This is a genomic window from Bacillus sp. FSL P4-0290 (assembly GCF_037975435.1).
Classification (GTDB): domain Bacteria; phylum Bacillota; class Bacilli; order Bacillales; family Bacillaceae; genus Bacillus; species Bacillus subtilis.
In genome coordinates this window covers 4,071,149-4,097,592 of sequence record NZ_CP150253.1, presented here as the reverse complement: position 1 = coordinate 4,097,592, position 26,444 = coordinate 4,071,149, and the positions used below count along the sequence as shown (strand labels likewise).

26 protein-coding genes are annotated in these 26,444 nt (G+C 45.2%); 11 read left to right on the top strand and 15 right to left on the bottom strand.

The window, feature by feature from the left end:
- Positions 1-5 precede the first annotated feature (5 nt).
- The 5 genes from ahpC to gntR all read right to left on the bottom strand — a co-directional run bounded on the left by ahpC (position 6) and on the right by gntR (position 6,104).
- On the bottom strand, positions 6-569 hold the full coding sequence (ahpC, locus tag MKY10_RS21410; RefSeq protein ID WP_003243686.1) for an alkyl hydroperoxide reductase subunit C: 564 nt from the start codon (positions 567-569) through the stop codon (positions 6-8).
- Between the two features lie 465 nt (positions 570-1,034).
- Entirely contained in the window at positions 1,035-2,441 is a 1,407-nt protein-coding gene (gnd, locus tag MKY10_RS21405; protein WP_044052413.1) for a decarboxylating NADP(+)-dependent phosphogluconate dehydrogenase, read from the bottom strand.
- 22 nt (positions 2,442-2,463) lie between these two features.
- A complete protein-coding gene (gene gntP, locus MKY10_RS21400; RefSeq protein WP_003243139.1) occupies positions 2,464-3,810 on the bottom strand; it encodes a gluconate permease GntP in 1,347 nt (448 codons plus the stop codon).
- A gap of 28 nt (positions 3,811-3,838) precedes the next feature.
- The gene (gene gntK / locus MKY10_RS21395; protein WP_064671715.1) at positions 3,839-5,380 is read right to left on the bottom strand and encodes a gluconokinase; all 1,542 of its coding nucleotides are present in this window, start codon (positions 5,378-5,380) and stop codon (positions 3,839-3,841) included.
- Complete coding sequence (gene gntR / locus MKY10_RS21390) at positions 5,373-6,104, bottom strand: gluconate operon transcriptional repressor GntR (protein WP_014478509.1); 732 nt, start codon at positions 6,102-6,104, stop codon at positions 5,373-5,375. The genes gntK and gntR overlap by 8 nt, the downstream gene beginning before the upstream one ends.
- Before the next feature lie 195 nt (positions 6,105-6,299).
- Here gntR and MKY10_RS21385 point away from each other — a divergent pair, with 195 nt between their 5' ends.
- Together MKY10_RS21385 and MKY10_RS21380 are read left to right on the top strand one after the other, a co-directional pair.
- The gene (locus MKY10_RS21385) at positions 6,300-7,448 is read left to right on the top strand and encodes a glycerate kinase (RefSeq protein WP_339226007.1); all 1,149 of its coding nucleotides are present in this window, start codon (positions 6,300-6,302) and stop codon (positions 7,446-7,448) included.
- A 92-nt stretch (positions 7,449-7,540) separates the two neighbouring features.
- Positions 7,541-8,572: a polysaccharide pyruvyl transferase family protein gene (locus MKY10_RS21380; protein WP_021481049.1), complete on the top strand. Its 1,032-nt coding sequence runs from the start codon at positions 7,541-7,543 to the stop codon at positions 8,570-8,572.
- A 39-nt stretch (positions 8,573-8,611) separates the two neighbouring features.
- On the opposite strand, the gene MKY10_RS21375 is transcribed toward MKY10_RS21380, so the two are convergent.
- Both MKY10_RS21375 and MKY10_RS21370 read right to left on the bottom strand, forming a co-directional pair.
- Positions 8,612-9,304, bottom strand: a complete 693-nt coding sequence (locus MKY10_RS21375) for an LrgB family protein (RefSeq protein WP_014478506.1) — start codon at positions 9,302-9,304, stop codon at positions 8,612-8,614.
- Positions 9,274-9,678, bottom strand: a complete 405-nt coding sequence (locus MKY10_RS21370; protein WP_009968420.1) for a CidA/LrgA family holin-like protein — start codon at positions 9,676-9,678, stop codon at positions 9,274-9,276. The genes MKY10_RS21375 and MKY10_RS21370 overlap by 31 nt, the downstream gene beginning before the upstream one ends.
- Before the next feature lie 226 nt (positions 9,679-9,904).
- Between MKY10_RS21370 and MKY10_RS21365 the strand changes: the two genes are divergently transcribed.
- On the top strand, positions 9,905-10,336 hold the full coding sequence (locus MKY10_RS21365) for a MarR family transcriptional regulator (RefSeq protein WP_003243994.1): 432 nt from the start codon (positions 9,905-9,907) through the stop codon (positions 10,334-10,336).
- Positions 10,337-10,392: 56 nt separating this feature from the next.
- Here the strand turns inward: MKY10_RS21365 and MKY10_RS21360 are convergent, their stop codons facing one another.
- Positions 10,393-11,463, bottom strand: coding sequence for an SDR family oxidoreductase (locus MKY10_RS21360; RefSeq protein ID WP_086344524.1), 1,071 nt, complete (start codon positions 11,461-11,463; stop codon positions 10,393-10,395).
- A 130-nt stretch (positions 11,464-11,593) separates the two neighbouring features.
- Between MKY10_RS21360 and yxaF the strand changes: the two genes are divergently transcribed.
- From yxaF to MKY10_RS21345, 3 genes are all read left to right on the top strand, one after another.
- The gene (gene yxaF / locus MKY10_RS21355) at positions 11,594-12,169 is read left to right on the top strand and encodes a transcriptional regulator YxaF (RefSeq protein ID WP_024572864.1); all 576 of its coding nucleotides are present in this window, start codon (positions 11,594-11,596) and stop codon (positions 12,167-12,169) included.
- A gap of 93 nt (positions 12,170-12,262) precedes the next feature.
- The gene (gene qdoI, locus MKY10_RS21350; protein WP_003227025.1) at positions 12,263-13,276 is read left to right on the top strand and encodes a quercetin 2,3-dioxygenase; all 1,014 of its coding nucleotides are present in this window, start codon (positions 12,263-12,265) and stop codon (positions 13,274-13,276) included.
- 107 nt (positions 13,277-13,383) lie between these two features.
- The gene (locus MKY10_RS21345; protein ID WP_024572866.1) at positions 13,384-14,592 is read left to right on the top strand and encodes a DUF418 domain-containing protein; all 1,209 of its coding nucleotides are present in this window, start codon (positions 13,384-13,386) and stop codon (positions 14,590-14,592) included.
- A 29-nt stretch (positions 14,593-14,621) separates the two neighbouring features.
- On the opposite strand, the gene MKY10_RS21340 is transcribed toward MKY10_RS21345, so the two are convergent.
- On the bottom strand, positions 14,622-15,077 hold the full coding sequence (locus MKY10_RS21340) for an RDD family protein (RefSeq protein WP_015250840.1): 456 nt from the start codon (positions 15,075-15,077) through the stop codon (positions 14,622-14,624).
- Positions 15,078-15,330: 253 nt separating this feature from the next.
- Here MKY10_RS21340 and MKY10_RS21335 point away from each other — a divergent pair, with 253 nt between their 5' ends.
- Together MKY10_RS21335 and MKY10_RS21330 are read left to right on the top strand one after the other, a co-directional pair.
- The gene (locus tag MKY10_RS21335; RefSeq protein ID WP_024572867.1) at positions 15,331-15,756 is read left to right on the top strand and encodes a DUF5391 family protein; all 426 of its coding nucleotides are present in this window, start codon (positions 15,331-15,333) and stop codon (positions 15,754-15,756) included.
- Positions 15,757-15,856: 100 nt separating this feature from the next.
- The gene (locus tag MKY10_RS21330; RefSeq protein ID WP_086344523.1) at positions 15,857-17,089 is read left to right on the top strand and encodes a PQQ-binding-like beta-propeller repeat protein; all 1,233 of its coding nucleotides are present in this window, start codon (positions 15,857-15,859) and stop codon (positions 17,087-17,089) included.
- A 42-nt stretch (positions 17,090-17,131) separates the two neighbouring features.
- On the opposite strand, the gene MKY10_RS21325 is transcribed toward MKY10_RS21330, so the two are convergent.
- Positions 17,132-17,599, bottom strand: coding sequence for an RDD family protein (locus MKY10_RS21325; RefSeq protein WP_114523586.1), 468 nt, complete (start codon positions 17,597-17,599; stop codon positions 17,132-17,134).
- Positions 17,600-17,787: 188 nt separating this feature from the next.
- Positions 17,788-19,125 (bottom strand): aldehyde dehydrogenase family protein, encoded by a 1,338-nt coding sequence (locus tag MKY10_RS21320; RefSeq protein WP_114523587.1) that lies wholly within the window; start codon positions 19,123-19,125, stop codon positions 17,788-17,790.
- A gap of 142 nt (positions 19,126-19,267) precedes the next feature.
- Here MKY10_RS21320 and MKY10_RS21315 point away from each other — a divergent pair, with 142 nt between their 5' ends.
- Complete coding sequence (locus MKY10_RS21315; protein ID WP_114523588.1) at positions 19,268-20,410, top strand: TetR/AcrR family transcriptional regulator; 1,143 nt, start codon at positions 19,268-19,270, stop codon at positions 20,408-20,410.
- 29 nt (positions 20,411-20,439) lie between these two features.
- On the opposite strand, the gene MKY10_RS21310 is transcribed toward MKY10_RS21315, so the two are convergent.
- Entirely contained in the window at positions 20,440-21,261 is an 822-nt protein-coding gene (locus MKY10_RS21310) for an SDR family oxidoreductase (protein ID WP_114523589.1), read from the bottom strand.
- A gap of 116 nt (positions 21,262-21,377) precedes the next feature.
- Here MKY10_RS21310 and MKY10_RS21305 point away from each other — a divergent pair, with 116 nt between their 5' ends.
- Complete coding sequence (locus MKY10_RS21305; protein ID WP_014481429.1) at positions 21,378-21,629, top strand: hypothetical protein; 252 nt, start codon at positions 21,378-21,380, stop codon at positions 21,627-21,629.
- Between the two features lie 167 nt (positions 21,630-21,796).
- Complete coding sequence (gene htpG, locus MKY10_RS21300; RefSeq protein ID WP_021481039.1) at positions 21,797-23,677, top strand: molecular chaperone HtpG; 1,881 nt, start codon at positions 21,797-21,799, stop codon at positions 23,675-23,677.
- 41 nt (positions 23,678-23,718) lie between these two features.
- Here htpG and MKY10_RS21295 read toward each other — a convergent pair whose 3' ends face one another.
- The 3 genes from MKY10_RS21295 to MKY10_RS21285 form a co-directional block, all read right to left on the bottom strand.
- On the bottom strand, positions 23,719-25,104 hold the full coding sequence (locus MKY10_RS21295) for a sugar porter family MFS transporter (protein ID WP_046161055.1): 1,386 nt from the start codon (positions 25,102-25,104) through the stop codon (positions 23,719-23,721).
- 241 nt (positions 25,105-25,345) lie between these two features.
- Complete coding sequence (locus tag MKY10_RS21290; RefSeq protein ID WP_046161054.1) at positions 25,346-25,654, bottom strand: DUF2653 family protein; 309 nt, start codon at positions 25,652-25,654, stop codon at positions 25,346-25,348.
- A 3-nt stretch (positions 25,655-25,657) separates the two neighbouring features.
- Positions 25,658-26,308 carry a hypothetical protein gene (locus tag MKY10_RS21285; protein WP_019712600.1) on the bottom strand — a complete coding sequence of 217 codons (651 nt, stop codon included), beginning with the start codon at positions 26,306-26,308 and terminating at the stop codon, positions 25,658-25,660.
- Positions 26,309-26,444 lie beyond the last annotated feature (136 nt).

Below are 26,444 nucleotides of genomic sequence, written 5' to 3'. Positions count from 1 at the left end.
ACTCCTTAGATTTTACCTACTAGATCAAGGCTAGGTGTAAGAGTTTCGCCGCCTTCTTCCCATTTAGCCGGGCAAACTTCACCTGGGTTTTGACGAACGTATTGAGCTGCTTTTACTTTGTTTACAAGGTTGCTTGCGTCACGGCCGATACCGCCTGCATTGATTTCAACAGTTTGGATAACGCCGTCTGGATCGATGATGAATGTTCCGCGGTCAGCAAGGCCAGTTTCTTCGTCAAGAACATCGAAGTTGCGAGAGATCGTTTGAGATGGGTCGCCGATCATTGCGTAAGTGATTTTGCTGATTTTTTCAGAGCTGTCATGCCAGCCTTTGTGTACGAAGTGAGTATCTGTAGAAACAGAGTAGACTTCAACACCTAATTCTTTAAGAGCAGCATATTGTTCTTGAAGATCTTCAAGCTCAGTTGGGCATACGAAAGAGAAATCTGCTGGGTAGAAGCAGAATACGCTCCATTGGCCTTTCAAATCTTCGTTTGTTACATCGATGAATTCACCGTTTTTGAATGCTTTTGCTTCGAATGGAAGTACTTCTTTACCGATTAAAGACATAATGTATATTCCTCCTAAAAATGTATTAGAAAGCATAATCGCTTTCAATAATAATTCTAATTATATATGAATTATTAATTAATATATATTTTTTGTCAAGCCATAACCTACTTTTTTTCATCTTACTAAAGGTGTGACAGGTAGGATTTATGCATTTCTTTTATAACAAATGAGAGGCTGATTCTCAATTAGACAAGGTTTTCAGGGACTTTTGTAAATCAGAATGACAGGCCGTTTTGGCATTTGAACATTTTATGACATCATGGTCAAGGGCAAAGGACAATGGCCAAAAGCAGAATAGAACGGAACAGCAAGCTGCTGTCACATGATGATCTTGGGGATTGTTTCTAGCTATTATTGTATCACTGTTTATGATATTTAAAACATAACTTATGTCTTCTGTTGTTTGGGATAGAAGAAAAAAACACGGTTCAGTTGAAAACTGACCGTGTTTTTGATGACAGGTTATTCAGACCAATTCGTATGGAAAACGCCGTCCATATCAGTCCGTTCGTACGTGTGAGCGCCAAAGTAATCGCGCTGCGCCTGCAAGAGGTTCGCATTGGAACGCCCTGTGCGGTAGCCGTCGTAATAAGAGAGCGCGGTAGTTAAGCATGGGAAAGAGATTCCGGTGCTGATGCCCTCGCAAACGACTTTTCGCAGGCCTGTTTGATAGGCATGGAGCTTATCTGTGAAATAAGGCGCGATCAGCAGGTTAGCCAGATTTGGCTGCTCACTGAATGCTTCGCTGATCACGTTTAGGAAATCAGCGCGGATGATGCAGCCGCCTCGGAAAATCAAGGCGATGTCTTTGAGCGGCAGATTCCAGCCGTAAAGCTCAGATGACATCTTATATTGGGCAAAGCCTTGTGCATAGGCGCATACTTTCCCCATGTAAAGAGCCTGTCTGACGTATTCAATCCAAGTGTCTTTATCCAAGTGTTTTTCTTCGGCTTCCGGGCCTGCTAATACATCTTGAGCTGCCATCCGTTCTTCTTTTAAAGATGACAAGTAGCGGGCGAACAAGGACTCTGTGATGATCGTGGACGGGATGCCGTTATCAATCGCCTGCATGCTCGTCCATTTTCCGGTGCCTTTTTGGCCGGTTTTATCAAGGATGACATCGATCAGAGGCTGTCCTGTTTTTTCGTCTTTTTTGCGTAAAATCTCAGCTGTAATCTCTATTAAATAGCTTTTCAGCTCACCTTGATTCCATGTTTCAAAAATAGATGCAATTTCATCTAGCGGCAGACGAAGCGTTTCTCTTAGAAACGTATAAGCTTCTGCAATCAGCTGCATGTCGGCATATTCAATGCCGTTGTGCACCATTTTTGTAAAGTGCCCTGCCCCTTTTGGTCCGATATAGACACAGCAAGGGTCATCTCCGACTTGGGCTGCGATTTTCGTCAGGATAGGAGCGGCTTTCTCATAGACGTCGCGATCTCCGCCCGGCATGATGGAAGGCCCTGTTAACGCACCGACTTCACCGCCGGAAATGCCGATTCCCAGGTAGCCGATCCCTTTTTCCTTCAGCTCGTCATATCTTCTTTCTGTGTCTTCATAGTGGGAGTTTCCTCCGTCCATGATGACGTCGCCTTCTTCAAGCAAAGGCTTTAATGATTGGATGACGGAATCTACGGGTTTTCCCGCTGTGACCATCAAAAAGATTTTTCTTGGTTTTTCTAACGATTGAACAAAGTCCTCAAGCTCGTAATACGGGCTGAGAGATTGTCCATCCAGCTTTTGGATAAGCTGGTCCGTTAAATCTCTGGTGTAATTATAGACAGCGACGTTTTCGCCTTTATTTGCCATGTTTAAGGCGATGTTGCTTCCCATTACGCCTAAGCCTATGACACCAATCGAATTGAACATGTGTTACAGCTCCTTCTTAATTTCATACAACTAAACTTAACAATAAAATGAATCCCAGTCCAGCAACGGAAATAATGGTTTCCAGCAATGTCCATGTGGCGAATGTTTCTTTCATGCTTAATCCGAAGTATTCCTTGAACATCCAGAAGCCGGCATCATTGACGTGTGAAGCGATGACACTTCCGGCACCTGTTGCGAGCACGACTAACGCTAGGTTAACATCAGAATGGCCCAATAACGGGATGACCAGACCTGTTGTGCTTAGTGCGGCAACAGTCGCTGATCCTAGAGAAATGCGCAGGATCGCCGCGATGAGCCATGCCAGAATGATTGGCGATAATGCCGTTCCTTTGAATAAGTCTGCTACGTAATCGCCGACACCGCCGTTGATCAGCACTTGTTTGAAGGCGCCGCCTCCTCCGATGATCAAAAGCATCATGCCAATTTGTGAAATGGCAGTTGAACAAGAATCCATCACGGTTTTAACTGGAATGTTGCGCTTGATGCCCATTGTATAGACTGCGACCAATAACGAAATAATCATAGCAGTCGATGCGTTTCCAATCAATCTGATAAAAGCTAAAACTCCGTTATCTGCAAACCCGATTGTTTCTTGAAGCAGGTCGATAATGGTTGCGACCGACATGATGATAATCGGGAGCATTGCAGTAAAGACACTGATTCCAAAGCCGGGTGTTTCTTCAAGGTTAAACGTTTTTTGTGTGCCGAGTGATGCAATATTGCCGTTTTTCGCAAATGATGCAGGAACGATTTTTTTCGCGAACTTTGTAAATAACGGCCCTGCGATGAGCACTGTCGGAACAGCAACGATAAAGCCGTACAGCAGCACTTCTCCAATATTAGCGCCATACTCACCGGCGATCGCCGTAGGTCCCGGGTGCGGCGGCAGGAAACCGTGTGTAACGGATAGTGCCGCGACCATCGGGATTCCGAGAAATAAAATAGAAATCTTCAATTCTCTTGAAATCGCAAAGACAATCGGAATTAATAGAACCAGTCCTACTTCAAAAAATAACGCAATCCCAATAATAAATGAGGCAATGACAACGGCCCATTGAATATTTTTCTCACCGAATTTGTTGACGAGCGTCATCGCAATGCGCTGTGCGCCTCCTGAATCCGCGATCAGCTTGCCCAGCATCGCACCGAGTCCGAAGATGAGCGCGATGTGGCCAAGAGTCCCCCCTATTCCTGCTTCGATGGAGCTGACAACTTTATCGAACGGCATCCCGAGTGCCAGTGCCACGCCGAACGATACGACCAGCAGGGAAATAAATGTGTTTAATTTTAAGCCCATAATCAGAAATAGTAATGCTAAGATCCCAAGTGCAACGATGATTAACGGCATGGTAATGCCCTCCCCTTCATGTCATGTACTATTTGTGTGTGATTAAGCCCCTCTGATAATCTGCAATTTGTGTATATTGATTTTCTAATAATCTTGATAGATTGATGAAAATCGGCATTAATGTTCTGTATTCCTTGGCTGAGTCTTCGATCGGCGTATGTCTGTATGTGCTGCCGATCATATCGGACACGGCGTCGAAAGAATCGATTTTTCCTGTTGCATACAGGCCTAAAATGCAGGCGCCGAGACATGAGCTTTCGTAGCTTTCCGGAACGACAACCTCTGATTCGAAGATATCCGACATCATTTGGCGCCAAACCTCCGACCTTGCAAAACCCCCTGTCGCTTGGATGCGGGTTACCGGGCCATCCATGCATTCAGTTAACGCCAAGAACACCGTGTACAGGTTGTAAATGACGCCTTCCAATGCCGCGCGTATCATATGCTCTTTCTTATGCGACATGGTCAGGCCAAAAAATGAGCCGCGTACATCCGGATTCCACAACGGAGCGCGTTCTCCGGCGAGATATGGGTGGAACAGCAGACCGTCAGAACCGGGTCTGACGCGTTGGGCAATTTTCGTCAGCACGTCATATGGATCAATGCCCAGCCGTGTCGCTGTTTCGATTTCGGAGGAGGCAAACTCGTCTCTGATCCAGCGAAGGACGATGCCCCCATTGTTCACAGGTCCCCCAATAACCCAATGCTTGTCCGTCAAGGCATAGCAGAAAATTCTCCCTTTTTCATCGGTTTGCGGCTTGTCTATAATCGTCCGGATGGCACCACTTGTTCCGATGGTGACGGCGATTTCGCCCTTTTTAATGGCGTTGACGCCGAGGTTGGACAGCACGCCGTCGCTGGCGCCGATGACAAAAGGCGTTTCCGGATCGATTCCCATTTGGATCGCTATTTCCGGGCTGCAGTGCTGAAAGATCTGGGTTGTCGGCACGAGTTTGGATAAGTGATCCGGCGTGATGCCTGCGATGCGCAGTGCCTCTTCGTCCCAATCCAAGCCTTTCAGGTTCATCATGCCTGTCGCTGATGCCAAGGAGTAATCGATGACATACTCATTGAACAGCTGTTTAAAAATGTATTCTTTGATGCCGATATATTTTTTTGCCTTGGAAGCGATTTCTTTTCTTTCATTCGTGATCCAGGCAATTTTACTTAACGGTGCCATCGGATGAATCGGTGTTCCCGTCCGTTTGTACACCTCATGTCCGTTCAATTCCTCTTTGATCCTATGCGCCCAGCCTTCACTTCGGTTGTCGGCCCATGTGATGCATGGCGTCAGCGGCTTGTCATTTTCGTCGATTGCAATGACGCTGTGCATGGCGCTGCTGAATGAAATGAAAGAGATCTGTTTTTCGGGATGCTGTTTTGTAATTTTCGCTGTTGTATGGATGACTGCCTGAAAAATCTCTTCCGGGTTTTGTTCTGCTGTTGAGATGTCCGGTGTATAGAGCGGGTAGCCGATGCTTTCTTTCTGTACCACATCCCCGTTTTCACTGAACAGCACAGCTTTTGTGCTTGTCGTGCCGATATCGATTCCTAACATATAACTAGTCATTGCTGTATTCAGCTCCTTTTGCCAGCATTTGTTGTGAGAGCCATAGGTCTTCTACCTTATCCTGCACATCATCAAAGTTTTGGTGAAGAGACTGAATCATCAGCGCCCTATCCTTTGTTTTGATGGCTTGAATATAAAGCTCGTGGTTATCTAAAATCCTTGTGAAGTCTTCATACTTTTCCTTTAACCGTACCCGCATCGATAAAAGAATAAAGCTTTCCATGACGGGTTTTAGATTGTTCCAGATCATCTGAATGTATGAATGATCAATCGCTCGGATAATCGTTTCATGGAACAGCACATCTTGAAATGAAAATTCGTCAGCATCCTCATATTTGATTGAGACTTTCATCATTTCAAGAATTTTGCTGAGATCCTTAACTAAAGGCTCAATGTCTATTTTGACAAGCCGTTCAAAGACAAATGTTTCTAATAGTAACCGCACATCATAAATTTCCGCGATTTTCTTCTCAGTTAAACCAATTACGACCGCTCCCATTCGTTCTAAGCGGATGATTTTTTCGGATGCGAGTATTTTTAGCGCTTCGCGAACCGGCGAACGGCTTACTGAAAACTCGGCGGCGATTGTATTTTCTGATAAAATGGTACCGCTTTCAATCAGGCCTGAAACGATCCGCATTCTCAGCTCGTATGCGACACGAACTCCGGTTGACGCTTTTGAGAGCCATTTTGCGGGATACAACAGGTCTTTGGAGTCTAGCATACACTCACCTTCCTCACTCAAGAAGTATACTTGTATACAAGTATGATAACGTGAATATTTCTTTTATGCAAACACTTTCATTTCTAATTTTTAATAAAATTTTTCCCAATCATTATGGTATTTATTTCTAAATGGAATATGGTACATTGGAGATAACTAGCATAAGTGAATCATGTTTTGAAAGAGGCGATTTGGATGAAAATCATCATTGCACCTGATTCTTTTAAGGAAAGCTTATCAGCTCTGGAGGCAGCCGAAGCGATAGAAAGAGGTTTCAAATCGGTCTTTCCGGGTGCTGATTACAGAAAATTGCCGGTGGCGGACGGCGGCGAGGGAACCGTTCAATCTCTGGTCGATGCGACCAACGGAAGGATCATAGAGCAAGTTGTCACAGGGCCGCTGGGGGAACCGGTGAAAGCTTTCTTTGGCATGATGGGAGATGGGAGAACAGCTGTGATTGAAATGGCTGCTGCTTCAGGGCTGCATCTGGTGCCTATTCATAAGCGAAATCCGCTCATCACTACAACAAGGGGAACGGGAGAATTAATCGGAGCGGCTCTTGATGCAGGAGCGGAGCGTTTGATTATCGGAATCGGCGGAAGCGCCACGAACGACGGGGGAGCCGGGATGATTCAGGCATTGGGCGTAAGGCTTCTTGATAACTCAGGCAGCGAGATTGGTCCAGGGGGCGGCGCGTTATCTCAGCTTGCATCAATAGATGTGAGCGGGCTTGATTCCAGATTGCGGAATGTCAAACTGGAAGTTGCCTGTGACGTGGACAATCCGTTAACAGGACCAAAGGGTGCTACGGCTGTTTTCGGACCGCAAAAAGGCGCGACGGCCGACATGCTGGATGTACTAGAACAGAACGTAAGCCATTTCGCTGATATGGCAGAAAAAGAGCTCGGATCAACCTTCCGAGATACAGAGGGTGCCGGTGCAGCGGGCGGTCTTGGATGGAGCCTGCTGACTTATCTTCAGGCTGACCTGAAAAGAGGCATTGATATTGTCCTTAATGCGATTGATTTTGAAAGTATCGTTCAGGATGCAGATCTTGTGATTACCGGCGAGGGACGAATCGACAGCCAAACGGTTCATGGAAAAACACCGATCGGGGTGGCCAAGGCGGCTAAATCATACGATGTGCCCGTTATCGGCATTGCGGGATCAATTTCCCGAGACAGTAATGCCGTCTATCAACACGGGATCGATGCGCTTTTCAGCATCGTCCCCGGAGCCGTGCCGCTAGAAGACGCGTTTGAACATGCCGCGGAATATATGGAAAGAACGGCGCGGGACATTGCAGCGTCTATCAAATTGGCGAAAACGATGTTTCTGATATAGCCGATGCACATGCCAATGCATAGCCATCCTCCTTTTTGGGTAGAGACAGTTAACACACAATGAGGAATTCATCCCAGAAGGAGGACGCAGATATGACTGTACAAGAAATCAAAGGCAAAAAACTAGTAAAAGGCATTGCGCCAAATGTGGAGCCGGAAGCTCTGTTAAATGATAAACGAAAAGTATTTTTGTTTGGTTCCCCTAGTTACACAAACATTGGCGACCAAGCGATTGCGTATGCGGAAGAGAAATTTGTCAAAAATCATTTTCCGTATTATGAATACATTGAGATTATGGATTATGCGACGGATGAGGGCATTGAACTGGTGAAGGAGATCATTCGTGAAGACGATATTGTCTGCTTTACAGGCGGAGGGAATTTAGGAAACCTTTATCTTGATATTGAGGAAGACAGAAGAAAGGTCTTTTCGGCGTTTAAAGACTACAAATCAATTTCTCTGCCACAATCCGTTTATTTTGAGGATACAGAGGAAGGACAGAAGGAAAAGAAAAAAACACAGGATGCGTACCATCAAAATACAAACTTAACGATTGCTGCGCGTGAGACGCAAACACTGGATGTTGTGAAAGAGACCTTCAACTCCAATGTGATCTTTACACCGGACATGGTGCTTTCCTTGGATATTGTGCCGCGAGAGCTCGAGCGGGACGGCGTTCTCTTTATTTTAAGAGCGGATAAGGAGAAAGTGACTGACGAAGATTTTATTTCACAGATGAAGCAATGGGCAGAAAAAACAACTTACACAGAGCGTACCGATACGGTGCTGGATACGGTAGACACCATCGATTACGCTGATCGTGAAAAGCATTTTATGGAGATGCTGGACCGCATCGGCTCCAGTAAATTGGTGATTACCGACCGCCTTCACGCGATGATTTTCTCGATTATCACCAAAACACCTTGCCTTGTCTTTGGAAACAGCTATGGCAAAGCCAAACATTCATACCGGGATTGGCTTGAAAGCTTAAACTTCATTGAATATACAGATAAGAATGATGTTGAGGAGCTGGAGCGCATGATTGACCGCCTGCTTCAAGCAGAGCCGAATGACGTTGATTTATCTAAGGACTTTCAGCCGCTGATTGATTTTTTTGCTTCTTAAACGAAAAAGACTGCCCTCCCCCGGGGCAGTCTTTCTTTGTTAAATATGAAACAGCCAGACGACGAGCGGGCCGAAGAATGAGCCGAGCACCGCACAAAGCGTCATGGAGACGGAACTCATGGATACGGCCAATTCCCCATATTCCAACGCTTTGGAGGTACCCAGTGCATGGGAGGCGCTGCCTAATGCAATGCCTTGTCCAAGGGAACTGCGTATGCGAAGCCATTTTAGGAAAAGAGGCCCGAGGATGACGCCTGAAAAGCCCGCAATCATGACAAATACGACTGTCATGGAAGGGACGCCGCCAAGACCGGCGGCGATCTGAATAGCGACAGGGGTTGTGATCGACTTTGGCAGAATGGATAATAAGAGATCATGATCAATCCCGAATGCTTCTGCGAAGATCAGCCCGCTGATCATTCCCATGCATAATCCGACCAGGACGCCGCCTAAAATGGGAACACAATGTTTGACAATGATATGCCATTGTTTATAAAGCGGATAGGCCAGTGCCACGACAGCCGGCCCAAGCAAAGAATTGATCCATTTCCCCCCGATCATATAGCCTTCATAGGAAACATGGAACATCATCAAAACCGCTACAATCAAAATGGTCGTTGTCAGAACAGGGATCAGAAATGGAAGCGGGAATCGCTTATAGAGTTTGACCATCGCTAAATAAGCGGCAACTGTTAAAAGAATTATAATGATCGCGATACATGCTTGCTGCATTTCTCTTTCTCCTCCCGTTTTTTAGCTTTTTTCTCTAATAGCTGGCTGGCGAATCCAGCCGCAATGATCGTGACGATGGTGCTCAGAACGACTGTAATCAGCAGCATCAGGCCATTGAATGAAATGAGAGACGGATAGTTTATCACTCCTGTCATTGCCGGGATGAACAACAATGGAAGGAAGGATAATAAAAACCCTGCTCCGTCTTCAATGATGGAGACGGGAACAATACGGAGGCCCAAGCAGATCAGAAGCAATACCAATCCAACGATGCTTCCTGACACGGGTAAATGAAACAGATGCTGAATGGCTTCCCCGATCATAAAAAATACATATAATATCAACACTTGCAAGATAATTCGTATGACTTTCACATCAAGTGCTGCTCTCCAATCAGAACAGCTTCCTCCTTTCTGGTGCTTGCTTCTAGGATGGTTCTGAGGAATCGCTTTACTTTCTTTTTATATGATTGTACTATACAAGTATAATGATTGATTTATTCATATAACGACTTGTATTTATTCAGTTAATGTACATTTGTATTATACAAGTATATATGATGTTGTCAATGCCGGAGATTGGAATAGGGAGCGAGAGCGATTGCAAAATCAAAATCCAGTTGAATTAATTGAATATGAGCTGACGACTTTTATCAGGAGAGCTGTTTATCTGGATCAATCAGAGAAAAGAACAGGGAATTTGGAGAGATCTTCGTACTTATTACTGAGACAATTGGATGAGTTTGGCCCTGCTCGTGTTAAGGAATTGGCAGAATCGTTTAAGCTTGATATTTCTACTCTTTCAAGACAAGCAGCTGCATTAGAGGCAAAGGAGCTCATCTATCGTTTCTCAGACCCGTCTGATGGGAGAGTCAGCCTGTTTACCATTACAAAACTCGGCAAACAACTATTAAAAGCCGATCAGCAAAAGCGCCTTGAACGTTATGAACAGATGCTGAAAGAATGGTCAACACAGGAAAAAGAGATGTTTGGCGAGCTGCTGCAGCGTATGAACAAGGCTTTTATCGATTAACTGCTGAAAAACCCATGGTTCGCTGGAACAGCATGGGTTTTTCTTATGGTCAGAGATTATCTGCATCGTTTGGCGGCAGCCCAAGCCACTAGTCCGGCAACAACAGCCGCCGATACAATGGGGCGCTTCGTCGCTTTTGTGTAGTAGCTTCTTGACCTCATCCATCCTTTATTTGTGCCTCTGTCATGCATACCGCAGCCCGCATCATAAAGAGCGCTTTCTTCTCGCGGTTTGGACGGTCTTTCGGCATGCTGGCTGTGATACATGATTTTTTCCATCAGTCTGTCGGTCAGACGAGGGAAAAGCGCGCCCAGCATGGCGATAGCTTTGGCCTGTGAGCCGATGTACATGTCGCGCTTAGGGTGTTCGGCGGCAAACAGGATCGCTTCGGCGACCGCTTCCGGCGGATAGATCATGGAGCGGTAATGAGCCGGCTGTTTGTCGAGGTAGCTGTGCGCATGCTCGTTATATGGTGTGTCAATTCTGCCCGGGTGGATGAGCGTTACCGAGACGGGCGCCTGTTCCTTTTCAAGCTCCATTCGGATGCTTTCCGTCCAGCCGTGAAGCGCAAATTTGGCAGACGCATATGTGGATTGAATGACTGTTCCCCTGTCTCCGAACAGGCTTCCTACATTAATGAGTGCGCCCGGCACACCTCTGCCGGTGTAGTGTTTGACAGCCGCTCTTGTTCCGTAAACAGGTCCCCAGAAATTTGTGTCGAACATGCGCTTCATGTCTTCGACGGTGACGTCCATGGCATGTCCGAAAGTCGAGACGGCCGCATTGTTGACCCATGTGTCAAAGCGGCCGAATGTGCTGATCGCGGTTTCTGCGATGCGGTTGACGTCCTCTTCTTTTCCGACATCCGCCTTTACCCATATGGCGTCGTGCCCTTTTTTCTTTAGTTCATCAGTGAGCTCCTTCAGCGCGTCTTCATTTCGCGCTGCTGCCACGACCTTTGCGCCTTTTTCAGCTGCCATTCGCGCCGTGACAAGTCCGATTCCGCTTGAAGCGCCGGTAATGACGATCACCTGATCCTTAAGCTTTTTCAGTTTGAGCTTTGTTTTTACGGCTGGGTTTTGTCGTTCAAGCTGTTCTGTATTCGTGACTGAATGATCGATTGTCATTGAGAGATCCCTCCTAGACGCTGTTTTTGTACATTACCCCATCCGGAAGGGTCTTACCCCTTTTGACAATCACAGGGTTCTTTTTTATATTATATAAGTCGCTCTACCATACCTAGGAGGGAATGTTTTAATGACTAGCAGAGGAGATTCACGTGAAAAAATCCTTCACACGGCGTCACGTCTGTTCCAGCTGCAAGGATATCACGCGACAGGTTTGAACCAGATTGTAAAGGAAAGCGGTGCTCCTAAGGGATCGCTTTATCACTTTTTTCCGAATGGCAAAGAAGAATTAGCAATTGAAGCGGTTACATATACAGGGAAATTGATTGAACATCTGATACAGCAAAGCATGGATGAGTCCTCTGATCCAACAGAAGCGATTCAGCTTTTTATCAAAAAAACAGCCAGCCAATTTGATAACACAGAAAGCATTAAAGGTATTCCAGTCGGTTTGCTGGCGAGTGAGACAGCGTTAATCAGTGAACCGCTGCGGACGGTTTGCATGAAGGTGTTTAAAAGCTGGGAAGCGGTTTTTGCCAGAAAATTAATGGAAAACGGATTTGCAGAAGAAGAAGCAAATCAGCTTGGAACGCTGATTAATTCGATGATTGAGGGCGGCATCATGCTTTCGTTAACGAATAAAGACAAAACGCCCCTTCTTCTCATTGCCGAACAAATACCAGTGCTGGTGAGAAAAAAAGGGTAGCATTTTGTTATCCTTTCTCCTACAATTATATAGAACGGTCTAGACAAATAAATGATAATATATAGACTGGTCTAAATTGGAGGAAGCGATAATATGAAAACATTATGTACACATTCATTGCCTAAAGAAAAAATGCCTTATTTGCTCCGGAGCGGAGAAGGCGAGCGCTATCTGTTCGGCAGACAGGTTGCCACGGTGATGGCGAATGGGAGGAGCACAGGTGATTTGTTTGAGATCGTGCTTCTTTCCGGGGGAAAAGGAGATGCCTTTCCGCTTCACGTCCACAAGGACACACATGAAGGAATTCTCGTTTTGGACGGGAAACTGGAACTGACACTTGATGGTGAACGCTATTTATTAATATCAGGTGATTATGCCAACATTCCGGCGGGAACACCGCACAGCTACCGGATGCAGAGCCACAGAACAAGACTGGTATCTTACACGATGAAAGGAAACGTAGCGCACTTGTATTCCGTTATTGGGAATCCGTATGATCACGCTGAACATCCGCCGTACGCAAGCGAAGAAGTCTCAAACGAGCGATTTGCAGAAGCAGCCGCTGTAGCGGACATTGTATTTCTAGATGAAGAAAAGCCTGCATGTTCGGCCAAATTAGCGGAACTTACAGAGCTGCCAGATGGAGCCGTTCCATACGTTCTTGAATCTGGAGAAGGAGATCGCCTGTTGACTGGAGATCAGCTTCACCGCATTGTGGCTGCACAAAAAAATACAGATGGCCAGTTTATCGTCGTATCATCTGAAGGCCCTAAAGGTGACCGAATCGTTGATCACTACCATGAACATCATACAGAAACATTTTATTGCCTTGAAGGCCAGATGACGATGTGGGCAGATGGCCAGGAAATTCAGCTGAATCCGGGAGATTTCCTGCATGTCCCTGCAAATACCGTTCACTCCTATCGCCTTGATTCTCACTATACAAAGATGGTGGGCGTATTGGTTCCTGGTTTATTTGAACCGTTTTTCCGGACGTTGGGCGACCCGTATGAAGGCCACATCTTCCCATGTGAGCCTCAGGCTTTGCGTTTTGATCGCGTTTTGCAGAATATCGAAGCATTAGATTTAAAGGTGATGAAACCATAAAGATGACAAGATTGTAAGGTTTTCATGCCGGCCTGACACCTAAATCGATGTTTCCGCGCTTCATTTTTTCATACCCTTAAGGTACAGAAAAAAGGAGCGTGATGGCTATGTCTTCATTACAGCCGACTTTGGCAAATGAGCGGATCGGTGTGCTTGATGTGCTGAGAGGAATGGCGATTTTCGGCATCTTATTTGTCAATCTGGCACATTTCAGTTATCCGGATATGTATTTGTCTATGCTTGGAAAAGAGAATTTTTTCATGGATAAGTGGTCTGAAGCTGATTTTGCCGCCGCAGACATACTGAAATTCTTCATTCAAACAAAATGTATTTTATTGTTTTCCTTTTTATTTGGATTTGGCATGGTTGTCATGATGGAGAGAGCAGAAAACAAAGGGAAACGGTTTGTTCCGTTATATGTGAGAAGGTTAATGGCGCTTCTCTTGTTTGGAACGATTCATGCCTTTTTGATATGGGACGGGGATATTTTAACAGAATATGCCCTGCTCGGATTTGTCCTGCTCTTGTTTCGAAAAGCAAAGCCGAAAACACTGCTGATATGGGCGGTCTCTTTGTATCTTCTGTTTTCCATTCCGTTCATGTTGACAAGTTTTGATCAATCAAATGGACAGGAATGGGTACAAGCGGTAACACAGCAGGCAAAACAAGCGATTCATGTTTATGGAAGCGGCAGCCTGAAGGATATTGCAGAACAGCGGATCCACGACCGTCTTGTTTACATGTCTTCGAATGGCATGCTTACGTATAATCCGCTCAACTTCTTCTTTGCATCCATTCCATATTTCAGCATGTTTTTGCTGGGAGCTGCGGCAGCGAAATCTCGGTACTTGCATGAACCAGAAAAGCATCGCAAAGGACTAAAACGATTGTGGATGGCTGGGCTTGTCATCGGCATCGGCGCCCAGGTGCTGTACAGTGTAACGGATAAAGAAATATGTTTGCTGATTGGCGCGCCTTTCCTCATGTTTTTCTATGTTACAACGGTTGTCTATCTTTATCATAAAACAAGAGTGAGAACAGTGCTGCAATCATTCTCCGCTGTTGGGAGGATGGCATTTACCAATTATCTGATGCAGTCTATTGTATGTACTTGGATTTTTTATCATTACGGCTTGGGCCTGTATGGAAAAGTGTACCCTGCTGCCGGTGTGCTCATTACAATTGCTGTTTGTGCCGTTCAAATGGTCTTCAGCCACCTTTGGCTTCGTGTCTTTCGGATGGGGCCGTTTGAGTGGCTGTGGAGAAGCGCTACGTATCTGTCGTGGCAGCCTATTGTAAAGAAAACAAAAGTCTAGATGCCTATTGGCGTCTAGACTTTTTTCTATTATTTATACACGACACGTGTTTTGCAAATGATGTCATGCAGGCCTTTTTTCTCTCCAAAGGCGATCATGATAAACCCGATATAAAAGATGATTCCAGATAAGATATAGGCAAAGTAACGGCCAATTCCCTGTCCGACAGAAACCCGTTCACCTTGTTCATTGACCACTTTCAGGCCAAGAATTTTTTTGCCAAGTGTGCCTTGCATTTTAGAAGCTGTGAGCAGCCCGTAATATAACACGCTGATGACGATCATGATCAGCATAGTAGGCAAAAATGCAAGCGTCATGTATTTCACTAAATACTCTTCTTCCGTCATGTAAGGGTTTGTTGCCACAGCCCCAGCTACAAAAACAGAATTGATCACAAATAGAATAATATAACTAGGAACAGATACAATAATGCCATCAATAAAATAAGCTAAAAAACGAATCCAAAATCCTGCTGGTTTTTCCATGTATTTTTCTCTCTCCTCTGAATTAATCTGGAATAGTATACTTTGAAAAACAAGTACATGCAATATAGTATGGTGATAAAATCCTGATATTACAGAAAAATGAGTCTTTTATCCTTTGTTTTTTACTATATAAATATACTAGAAATAATCATATCATTTCTGTATGTTCTGGATTTTTAAAAAATATAATGAATATAACTTTCAACTTACTTATAATAAAAAAGGTTAATATTTCTATTAAAGGAGGAGTTTGATGTCTAAAAAAAATAGCGTGGCGATCATGACAACCATTTCTGCGTTTCTTTTTTGCGCCGTGATTGTGGCGGCTTCACTTTCGCCGCTGGCCGGAACGGGAGCGGCGGCCAATCAGTTTAATTCGGTTGGCATGTGGTCAGCTGTCGGTATGATCCTTGTATTGTATTTCATTCCATTTCTCGTTTATATGCTCGGAGTCGATGCAATGAGGTATGTCATGGCGGTGCTTTGCGGCTTCGGGCTTTTGATTCATTTGTCTTCGGCCGGTTTTATCTTGATGTTTAGTTTCTTTAGTGACCATCTGCTTTCTGAGGTGATCTTTGTTTTCGGAATTAGTCTCGCTGCGGCTGCTGTCAACGTCATTTGGTTTGTGGCTGCATTTCGGCCGGGTGCTGAAAAAACGTCCGTGAATACTCTTACATAGTTTTCTAGTTTGTGATGTTTTTGTGAAATATATTTATAAAATGGATGAATATGTTATGATGGTCACAAATTAGAAGTTACATATAATGGGGGTCTCAATGATGGTCAAGTCATTTCGTATGAAAGCTTTGATTGCGGGAGCTGCGGTGGCGGCGGCTGTTTCGGCCGGTGCTGTTTCTGATGTGCCCGCTGCCAAAGTGTTTCAGCCGACAGCTGCTTATGCGGCGGAAACGGTATTTTCTCAAAATAATGGAGCATCTGGCTTTTTGACAGGAAGATATGAGGTACAAGCGATGGCGCCTGCCATGTTTAACTGGTCACGCGAAAGCCGGTTCGCCGGAAATACAGACGGGACGCTGAAATGGCAAAACGACATCAGAACGACTCCGCAAAATGGAGCGGGGGCTGTGATTGACGGAGACGGCACAGTATATCTTCATTCCAGAGACGGGGAAATGAAAGCCTTTAATCCAGACGGCTCAGTCAAATGGGTGACGGGCAATCTTGGAAAAACATATACGCAATCTCCTGTACTTGGGACCAACGGCGTTATCTATTTGGCATCCTATGACAAAAAGATTTATTTTATTGACAAAGAAACGGGAGAAATTTTAACAACGGTTCCGTTAAGCGGCGGGCCAAGCTCTGAAACGGTGATCGGTTCAGACGGGACGTTGTATTTCTCAACACTTGATAATTATGTTCACGCGATCAAACCGACGTCAAAATCAACTTGGACAGAGCGCTGGAAGTTGAAAACAAATGGTGTCGTCAGCTCTGTGCCGGTGCTTGCCAAAAACGGCACCGTGTATGTCGGCACATATAATTACGTGTTTTATGCGATCAACTCCGGAACCGGACAGGTGAAATGGTCCAGAACGACGTCAAATGCGTTTAAAGGATATCCGGTGATTGATAAGGATGGCAACGTTTATGCCGGCAACCAAGATGGACAGCTGTATGCTTATACATCAACAGGCAGTTTGAAATGGACATTCCCGCTAAACGGGTTCTCCAGCTCATCTCCTGCGATTGATCATAATGGCAATATCTACATCGGCTCAGGAAGCGGCGAGCTGTTTTCCATCAGCAAAAACGGGGATATGAACTGGTCATTCTATACAGACGGCCCTGTCAGAACGGCGCCGCTGATTGACGCGAAGGGAACGGTGTATTTCGGGTCAGATGATATGAAGGTTTATGCGGCAGACGCAAACGGCAATGAATTATGGAGCTATCAAACCGACAGCAACGTCGTGTCATCTCCTCAGCTCGCTGAGGACGGAACGCTTTATATTGGAAGTTATACGAAGCTGATGGCTTTTGGGAAATAGTAAAACAGGCTGGCGAGGTTAACTCGGCAGCCTGTTTTTTGATCAATCAAGATATTTATTTTTATAGACAACCTTTGTCCCGCAAATATAATCATGTAATGCCAGTTTAGAGGGAAAGGCCGCCATGATAAAACCGATATATAAGATCTTAGATAATGTGTAAGCGAAGAAACGGCCGAAGCTGTGCCAAAAAGAAATACGCTCACCATGCTGATTGACAACGATGATGCCCATGAGTTTTTTTCCCAATGTTGCTTGCATGTTTGAAGAAGTCAGCAAGCTATAGTAAAGAATAGCGAAAATAAATATGATGGCCAAAACAGGGATTGTGCCAATGATCAACATGAAAAACTCATATTGGGCTTCTGACATGTGTGTACCTGCCGCATCAATGAGTGGCAACACAATGAAGGTGTTAATGAAAATCATAATGAAAGAGAATATAGCTATAATAAATACATCAATAATAGAGGCGGCTGCCCGAATCCAAAATCCTGCTGGTTTTTCCATGTATCATTTTACTCCTTTGGAGTTTTCTGGGATATTATACGTTAGGGGCTGCAGGGTTTCAATGAGATAGACTAGAGGAATTTGGTCTCGTAGTAAAAATGGTATTTTATCACTTTTAATCTCTTTATTTAGGTGATATAAAGATAAAAAAAGAACCTGCAAGATGATGCAGATTCTCTTCATTACGATTATTTAGAGGCCTGAAAAAAGACACCCTTCTCATGAGAAAACTCTTTGAATCCGTATACCCCATGATAGGAGCCGATTCCGCTTGTGTTGACACCGCCGAATGGCAGGTTGACGTCACTAAAATGGACGACGACATCATTGATGGCGGCATTTCCTGATGTCGTGTGCTGAAGGACGTTGTCAATCAGGTCTTGGTTTTTGCTGAACACATAAAGTGCAAGCGGTTTATCGCGGTCATTTACGTAATCGATGACCTCGTCGATGTCTTCATAGTTCATCATTGGCAGGATCGGTGCGAAGATTTCCTCCTGCATGATTTTCATGTCAGGCGTGACGTTTTTCAAAACGGTTGGCGAGATCGTGCGGTCGCTGGCATCGAATACGCCGCCGAACACCACTTCCGCCCCTTTTTCGATGGCATCGTCGAACAGATCTTTGACGCGGTTGAAGTTGCGGTCATTGACGATCTGCGTAAATTTGCTGCGGTCTGGGGTATGATCATCTTCCATAAATCCAGCGTTGACGACTGTTTGTAAAATCCCTGCGAACCTGTCCTGAACGTCTTTTTTAATGAACAGGTAATCAGGTGCGATGCAGGTTTGGCCGGCGTTTACGAATTTCCCGACGGCGATCTTTTTCGCTGCGTCCATCAGATCGTATTCACTGTCGATAATCGTCGGGCTCTTGCCGCCAAGCTCAAGTGTGACAGATGCCAAGTGTTTGGCAGCCGCTGTCATGACAATTTTCCCGACATTTGTGCTTCCAGTGAAGAAAATATGGTCGAACGGCTGATCAAGTAGTTCGGTTGCCACCTCAACCTCTCCTTCAAAAATCGCGACTTCTTTTTCATCAAAAGCGTCTCTTATTACTTTAGCGGCAATGTTGCTCGTGTTCATCGTGAAATCGGACAGCTTCACAATCGCGCTGTTTCCGGCTGCGAGAGAAGCGGCAAGCGGCGCCATCGTCAGCATAAACGGATAGTTCCACGGGCCGAGGATGAGTGTGACGCCTTTAGGCTCGTACATAAGAATCCCGTTTGCGTCAGGGCTTAACGATGAACCGACTTCTTTAGGCGCCATCCATTGTTCCAGGTTGTTCATATTATCTCTGATCGCTTTTTTTGTTCCTTCGATTTCCGCTTTTTTGACCTCGTGATATGGTTTGCGGACGTCTTTGCGGATCGCTTCGATGATTTCTTCTTCATGGGCGATGACGGAATCTAAAAAGCGTTGAAGCTTTTCTCTCCGCTGTTCCGCTGTTGAAGCGCGCAAGGCTTTTTGCTGTTTTTTCTGAAGCTGAAAGACACGCTGGATGTCGTCCTTTACTTGCTGTTCCATTGTAAAATCCCCCTCATTTGCTTTCTTCTTTTCTCGGACCTATTATAAGGTGGTACCTTTTCTGTAAGAAAGACAACGGTGAACCATCTATACGTTACCGTACATATATCTAAGATCTGTCTAATGATTGGAGGTGTCTTTTGTGCCGGAATCTGCCGAAGCTCAAGTGAAAGAGGCGCTGCTGGCTTTATTGAAAGAAAGAGATATTCAACACATCACAATGAAAGAAATCGCTGAGAAGGCCAAAGTGAGCCGCGGATCGCTCTACCTTTATTATGAGGATAAGTTTTCAATCATTGAGGATGTGATCGAAGACATGAAGGAAGGACTGGGCAAAGCGCTTTTTGACGCCTTCAGTCATATGGATACCCTTCATTTGAACAAAAAACGGCAAACGGTGCATCCGACGCTGTCCTTTGTTCATGAGCATCGATCCTTTTTTTCTGTGATGATGAACAGAGGGCATTTCCATCGTTTTTTTAGGGATGTGTTTCAGCAGGATGTGCTGCTGACTCCGGTCCATGTGAATTTGACGCCGATTGAACGGGAAATTTACGGACATTACCGGGCCTTGTACACGTACGCGATTATCCTGTATTGGCTGAATGAGGATGCGGCCGCGACTCCGGAAGCTATCAGCCAAAAGGTATGGGAGCTTGTTTCTCAAAAGAGATTTTATTGGCTGTTTGGACAAGCTGTGCCAGGAGAGCGAGAGAAGGACAAGCAAATCGACAGGCGTGTGGTTCGAACGAGAGAGGCGCTCCAGAAGGCATTTCTGGACGTGCTGGCGGAGAAAAAAGACTACGCAGCCATCACGATTTCGGATATTACCCGGAAAAGCAATATCCGCCGCGCAACCTTTTATGATCACTATGCCAATAAGGAGGAATTGCTCCAAACCATGATACAGCGATCATGTGCGGAGATCATTGATCACCTGACGATTGCCTCCAGCCCGAATGAATTTTCCTTAAAGGAAGCGGAGAAGGCGCTCGCCAGTCTGCTTTCTGCTTTGTCAAACATGCCCATTGTCCATTTTCTCAATCGGGAATGGGGTGTTCCCCATGTGATACCTGATATGTTCAAAGCGCTGGAATCGTTTTATCTGCATCAGCAAACTGATATTCACGCAGAGAAAAAGCTTTATGCCCATTATGTATCCGCAATGATTATCGGGTTGCTTTTGTATCGGCTGGATGAAGGAAAGGTGCATCCGCCTGAAGTGCTGGCGAGGGAGTTTTTGCAGTTTTTGGATGTGAAGAAATATAAGGTTGTATTGCTTTGAAAGACGAAAAGAGAGGGGCATCCCCTCTCTTATTTCGTTTCTTCCTTCCATTTCTCATCAATCAGCATCTTCCCAGGCCATGTATATGCCATGATGCCACCGTCTGCGGTGATGTCCTCTCCTGTGACGTATGAGCTGTCGTCTGACGCGAGAAACAGCGCCACTGTCGCCATTTCCTTCGGCTGGCCGAGGCGGCCGAGCGGCGTGATCCATTTGTTGGCTTCGCGGAACTTTTCACCCATTTCCTGTTCTGTGGTGCCTGCTAATTTGTCAATCAGCGGGGTTTCGATCGTACCCGGTGAAATGGAATTGACGCGGATGCCGTTTCGTGCGTAGTCGATTGCCATTGCCTTTGTCAGGTTGGTGATGCCGCCTTTTGCGGCGTTGTAGCCAGAGCGGTCAAGGTCCGCGGCACGGCCTGACATGGAGGAGGTATTGATGATGGAGCCTCCTTTTTCGAGCATGAGCGGAATCAGATATTTGCTGCAAAGGAACGTGCCGCGCAGGTCGACGGCGATAATGCGGTCAAACAGGTCAACCGGATATTCGTGCACCTTTCCGCCTTCCTGATCAACGCCGGCATTATTAAACAGAATATCAATCGTTCCGCATGCATCCTTGATTTGATCAGCAAATGCTTTCACACTGTTTTCATCTGACACATCGAGGTGAAAGGATTCGGCCTGTCCTCCGTTTTTTCTGATTGCGTCAACTGTTTCTTCCATTTGATCTTTATTGATATCTCCGATGACCACACGCGCGCCTTCATTGGCAAAAACCTCTGCCGTCGCTTGACCAATGCCTGTCGCGGCGCCTGTGATCACTGCTGTTTTGTTTTCAAGTCTTCCCATGATACGAGACCTCCTTTTTCTATTTGTCTTCCCGCTATGTGCAGTGATAAACATGCGAGAAAAGAAAGGCCGGCATATGTTAAGATGAATTAGAAATTGTTGGGAGGTTTGTATGTTTGAAGGTACAGCATAAGAAAGAGCTCAAGTTTTATTGCTTCATTACCATTCCATCTGCATTTGTTGTGCTGACTGTCATCTCTTTTTTATTGCAAGAGATTACGTTTCCGGTGACTGCAAGCGCATTTCTGAATGCTTCATGGCATAATCTATTGTTTTTGATACCGTTCGGTTTGTTTTTCTACCCGGTGCATATATGGATGAAGCGGGAGTTTGGCCGCTGGAATGACACAGAAAAAAAGAGAGGATGATGAAGCCTCTCTTTTTTATGAGAATGAGTGAGAAAAAGAGTGAAAAAAAATCCAACTAATGTTAAATTTACATATATATGCATCTATCAATCTAATTGACAATTGTCATCTTATGTGATAAATAGATGCTGAAAAGGGTTTACATAATGGTAAAGGAGCGATCAAGAGTGGCGAAAAAAGAGTTTAAAGCAGAGTCTAAACGCTTGCTGGATATGATGATTAACTCCATTTATACCCAAAAAGAAATTTTCCTGCGCGAGTTAATCTCCAATTCGAGTGATGCGATTGACAAAATCTATTACAAAGCGCTTACGGACGATGCGCTTACGTTTGATAAAGACAGTTACTACATAAAGGTCGCAGCTGACAAAGATGCGAGAACATTAACCATCTCTGATACGGGGATCGGAATGACAAAGGATGAGCTTGAACAGCATCTTGGAACAATTGCAAAAAGCGGTTCCCTCGCGTTTAAAAAGGAAAACGAGCTGAAAGACGGACATGACATTATCGGGCAGTTCGGTGTCGGTTTTTACGCGGCATTTATGGTTGCCGATGTCGTGACAGTCATCAGTAAAGCGCTTGGCAGCGAAGAGGCTTATAAATGGGAGTCTGCGGGTGCAGACGGCTATACAATTGAACCGTGTGAAAAGGATTCTGTCGGTACAGACATTATCCTGAAAATCAAAGAGAACACAGAAGATGACAGCTATGACGAGTTTTTAGAGGAATATCGTTTAAAAGCGATCATCAAGAAGTACTCCGACTTCATTCGCTACCCGATCAAAATGGATACAACCATTAATAAGCCGAAGGAAGGCAGCGAAAATGAATTTGAAGAGGTGCAGGAAGAGCAGACAGTCAACAGCATGGTGCCGATCTGGAGAAAAAACAAAAGCGAGCTGACAGATGAGGATTATGAAAAATTCTATGCTGAAAAGCATTACGGGTTTGATAAACCGCTCACACACGTTCATATCAGTGTGGATGGAGCCGTTCGCTACAACGCGATTCTATTCGTCCCTGAAAACATGCCGTTTGACTACTATTCCAAGGAATATGAGAAAGGCTTGGAGCTGTATTCCAATGGCGTGCTGATCATGAATAAGTGCGCAGACCTGCTACCGGACCACTTCAGCTTTGTGAAGGGCATGGTCGATTCTGAGGATCTATCGCTGAACATTTCCAGAGAAATGCTGCAGCATGACCGCCAGCTGAAGCTGATCGCGAAAAACATCAGCAAGAAAATCAAAAGCGAGCTGCAAAGCCTGTTGAAAAAAGACCGCGAGAAATACGAGACGTTCTACAAGTCGTTCGGCAGACAGCTGAAATTCGGCGTGTATAATGATTTTGGCGCGAATAAGGATCAATTGAAGGATCTCCTATTATTCTACTCTTCAAAAGAGAAAAAACTGGTCAGCTTAGACGAGTATGTTTCCAGAATGCCAGAGGAGCAAAAATACATTTATTACGCGACCGGTGATTCTTACGACCGCATTGAGAAACTGCCGCAAACGGAAATGGTGGCGGACAAAGGCTATGAAATCCTCTACTTTACTGAGGACATCGATGAGTTTGCAATTAAAATGCTGGCTTCTTATCAGGAAAAAGAATTCAAGTCCGTATCAAGCGGAGACCTTGGCATAGACACGGATGAGGATCAAAAGCAGTCCGAGGAAGAGGAAAGCAAGTATAAGGATCTGTTTGAGGAAATGAAAAACATTCTGTCAGACAAAGTGAAAAACGTCAGAATCTCAAAACGGCTTAAATCACATCCAGTCTGCCTTGCTGCTGACGGCGAAGTGACAATTGAGATGGAAAAAATCTTAAACGCGATGCCTGACAGCCAAAATGTGAAGGCGGAAAAAGTGCTGGAAATCAACCCAAATCACGAGGTATTCCAAACGCTGCAGGACGCGTTTGAACAAGATAAAGAGAAGCTGAGCCTGTACACAAACCTTCTGTACAATCAGGCGCTTCTCATCGAAGGCCTGCCGATTCAGGACCCTGTGGAATTTACGAACAATATTTGCAAGGTCATGGTGTAAACAGAAAAAGGAATCGTCCCATAAGGAGACGATTCCTTTTTTTATAATGTACGCTCATTCAGCACTTGGTTTTGGGTGCTTTTCTTCTTTTTAAACCGTTTTTTCAGGCTTGCTTCAATTTCCTCCAAGCTTTTCCCTTTGGTTTCCGGTACCATGTAGAACGCGAAGAAAAATGAGAGAAGACAAATGACTGAGAAAACCATAAAGACCCATGCGATGCCCATCGCGCTTAGCATCAGCGGGAAGACAAGCGACACGATCAGGTTAGCTGCCGATAACACCAAAGTCGTGAACCCTGTCGCGGCTCCGCGTGCTTTGGACGGGAAGAGCTCAGGCATGAGCACCCACACTACCGGACCCCATGTCGCCTGGTAAAAGACGATATAGACACCGAGAAAGACTACTGTCATCCACGCTGTTGATGCGGAAAGCCCCAGTGTCAGGAGCACGCCTGATAAAGCAGCAAGGCTCAGTGTGATGCCGACACTTCCCCAGATCAGAAGTTTTTTGCGGCCGACACGGTCAATTAAGATCATGGCAGTGATACACATGATGACGTTGAGGATGCCGATCCCCATTGTGCCGAGCGCCGAAGCTGATGTGCCAAGACCGGCCTTCGTAAAAATGGTTGGCGCGTAGTAGATGACCGTGTTAATGCCGACTGCCTGCTGGAAAATGGCAAGGCCGACGCCAATCAGAAGCATAGGGCGAATCCACTTGGCTTTCAGCACGCCAAGTGTCGTTTCTTTTTTCTCCGCTTCCCCTTGCTTCATCTCTGCCAATTCCATTTCGATGTCTTTGGGGTCATGAGTGATGTTCATGATGCGTCTCGCTTCTTCTTCGCGGCCGCGCTTCACGAGCCATCTTGGCGATTCCGGCATGAAGGCGATGCCGATTAATAGAAGCACGGCAGGCACTGCAGCCAGACCGACCATCCAGCGCCACGCTTCAAACGGTGTGAACAGGTAGTTAACGATATAGGCGAGCAAAATCCCGGTGACAATCATTAAGTTGTTCATTGTGCCGAGTGTCCCGCGAATTTTCGTCGGTGCCATTTCGGAAAGATACACGGGCACAAGTGCCGTTGAACCGCCGACGGCCAACCCGAGTATCACCCTAGATGCAATCAGCATGCCGATTGTTTGAGAAAATGCGCAAGCGAGCGCACCGATAATAAAAATGATGGAAAGGACAAATACAACCTTTCTCCTGCCCCAGCGGTCTGAGCATGTGCCGCTCAAGGCAGAACCGAAAATCGCGCCAAGGAGCAGCATGCTGACAACCAATCCTTCTGTCAATGTCGTTAAAGGAATATCGTTATTGATAAACAGGAGTGCTCCGGAGATAACACCTGTATCGTAACCATATAGCAGTCCCCCTAAAGCGCCGAAAAAGTAGATCATATATTTCCTTGTGTCTTTCTTCACAAATGTCTCCTCCTCAGTTGTTGAGCCAATGAGTATCTAAAATATGTAACAAAGTTAATAGATTAGTACCCATTTCCTATCTCATTTGAAACATTTGTTTTGAAAAAACGGAAACATTAAAGCTTAAAGAGATGATCACAGATCCGCTGAGTTTAGGAAAAACGAAATAACTTCGAGATATGCTCAGAGAAACCATTAAAAAACCTTACCCGCGCGGAGTAAGGTTTTGATTAAGACATTTTTATTCTTCTGCTTCGTTGACGAAAACCAAGGCGGAGAAGCCTTTTTTCTTATCAAATTGCAATTCAACGACGGTAACGTCCGGATTGAAGTTGTGGTATTCCTCTAAGAACTGAATAATGCCTTCTGAAATGTCATCTGCCATAAGCTGCTTGTGGTGCAGGCCAAATGTGGCTTCAGCGAAGAACCCTGTACGCTTGTTGTAAGATAGCTCCTTTACTTCAACGTCTTCAGGGTAGATATCTTCTTCATTGGAAATATACACGCAAATTCCGTCTACAATTTCTTGCTCATTTAATATTAATCTCATTGCCTAAAATCTCCTTCTGTACGTCTTCGGTGCTTTAAATGCGCGAATCAATGCGATGACAATGATTAAAATAATGATCAAAGCGATGATATCAACGATCCAGGCAATGGGTGAAGCGCCATAAGAAACATAGCCTGGGCCTCCGACTGGATGATAGGTGTAACCCCATGGGTGCATCATGCTGATCATGAACATACCCATTGTAAATCCGCTATAATATCCAAACCATCCTGATGGCGCGAAACCTGCGTGATAGTAATGATTGACTGAAACATAACGTCCGCCAACATAAGCTTTAGACGTTTTTCCGCTGTATGTCTTTCCGGTTACTTTTGATGTAGCGCCGGAAAAGGTGCCTGACGATTTTTTAGAGCTTGATGAGCTTGCCTTTTCCGAAGGCTTCTTTTTAAGCGAAATCGATGATGATGAATCGTCAGGCGTCTTGGATTTTTTGCTAGAAGAGCTTGATCCTGAGCTGTAGCTTGATTTCGGGCTTGATTTATAGCTTCCGCTGTATGACGAGCTTGAACTTCGGCTGCTGTAACTAGATGATGAGCGGCCGCTAAAGCTTTTTGCATGAGAAATCGTTGATGGCAGCAGTACACCTAAAGCAACGGTTACTGCAACTAAGGCTTTTACATATTTAAGTTTCATTCTGTTTCCTCCATAGGCCGCCGAAACGGCCCGTTAATCTGAGCTGCGAATCAAAGAAGCTGGATCAGCTTTTTTGCTTGTTATGAGTCTATATTTCTAGGTGAGATTAACATTGCATGCTTTTACTTTTTCATCA

Coding starts and splice junctions, on each gene's coding strand:
- MKY10_RS21290 (WP_046161054.1), bottom strand. CDS start 25,654: ATGAGATTAATATTAAATGAGCAAGAAATTGTAGACGGAATTTGCGTG.
- qdoI (WP_003227025.1), top strand. CDS start 12,263: ATGAAAACATTATGTACACATTCATTGCCTAAAGAAAAAATGCCTTAT.
- MKY10_RS21380 (WP_021481049.1), top strand. CDS start 7,541: ATGACTGTACAAGAAATCAAAGGCAAAAAACTAGTAAAAGGCATTGCG.
- gntP (WP_003243139.1), bottom strand. CDS start 3,810: ATGCCGTTAATCATCGTTGCACTTGGGATCTTAGCATTACTATTTCTG.
- yxaF (WP_024572864.1), top strand. CDS start 11,594: ATGACTAGCAGAGGAGATTCACGTGAAAAAATCCTTCACACGGCGTCA.
- MKY10_RS21330 (WP_086344523.1), top strand. CDS start 15,857: ATGGTCAAGTCATTTCGTATGAAAGCTTTGATTGCGGGAGCTGCGGTG.
- MKY10_RS21325 (WP_114523586.1), bottom strand. CDS start 17,599: ATGGAAAAACCAGCAGGATTTTGGATTCGGGCAGCCGCCTCTATTATT.
- MKY10_RS21360 (WP_086344524.1), bottom strand. CDS start 11,463: ATGACAATCGATCATTCAGTCACGAATACAGAACAGCTTGAACGACAA.
- MKY10_RS21335 (WP_024572867.1), top strand. CDS start 15,331: ATGTCTAAAAAAAATAGCGTGGCGATCATGACAACCATTTCTGCGTTT.
- MKY10_RS21285 (WP_019712600.1), bottom strand. CDS start 26,308: ATGAAACTTAAATATGTAAAAGCCTTAGTTGCAGTAACCGTTGCTTTA.
- gntR (WP_014478509.1), bottom strand. CDS start 6,104: ATGCTAGACTCCAAAGACCTGTTGTATCCCGCAAAATGGCTCTCAAAA.
- gntK (WP_064671715.1), bottom strand. CDS start 5,380: ATGACTAGTTATATGTTAGGAATCGATATCGGCACGACAAGCACAAAA.
- MKY10_RS21385 (WP_339226007.1), top strand. CDS start 6,300: ATGAAAATCATCATTGCACCTGATTCTTTTAAGGAAAGCTTATCAGCT.
- MKY10_RS21375 (WP_014478506.1), bottom strand. CDS start 9,304: ATGCAGCAAGCATGTATCGCGATCATTATAATTCTTTTAACAGTTGCC.
- ahpC (WP_003243686.1), bottom strand. CDS start 569: ATGTCTTTAATCGGTAAAGAAGTACTTCCATTCGAAGCAAAAGCATTC.
- MKY10_RS21345 (WP_024572866.1), top strand. CDS start 13,384: ATGTCTTCATTACAGCCGACTTTGGCAAATGAGCGGATCGGTGTGCTT.
- MKY10_RS21320 (WP_114523587.1), bottom strand. CDS start 19,125: ATGGAACAGCAAGTAAAGGACGACATCCAGCGTGTCTTTCAGCTTCAG.
- MKY10_RS21340 (WP_015250840.1), bottom strand. CDS start 15,077: ATGGAAAAACCAGCAGGATTTTGGATTCGTTTTTTAGCTTATTTTATT.
- MKY10_RS21310 (WP_114523589.1), bottom strand. CDS start 21,261: ATGGGAAGACTTGAAAACAAAACAGCAGTGATCACAGGCGCCGCGACA.
- gnd (WP_044052413.1), bottom strand. CDS start 2,441: ATGTTCAATTCGATTGGTGTCATAGGCTTAGGCGTAATGGGAAGCAAC.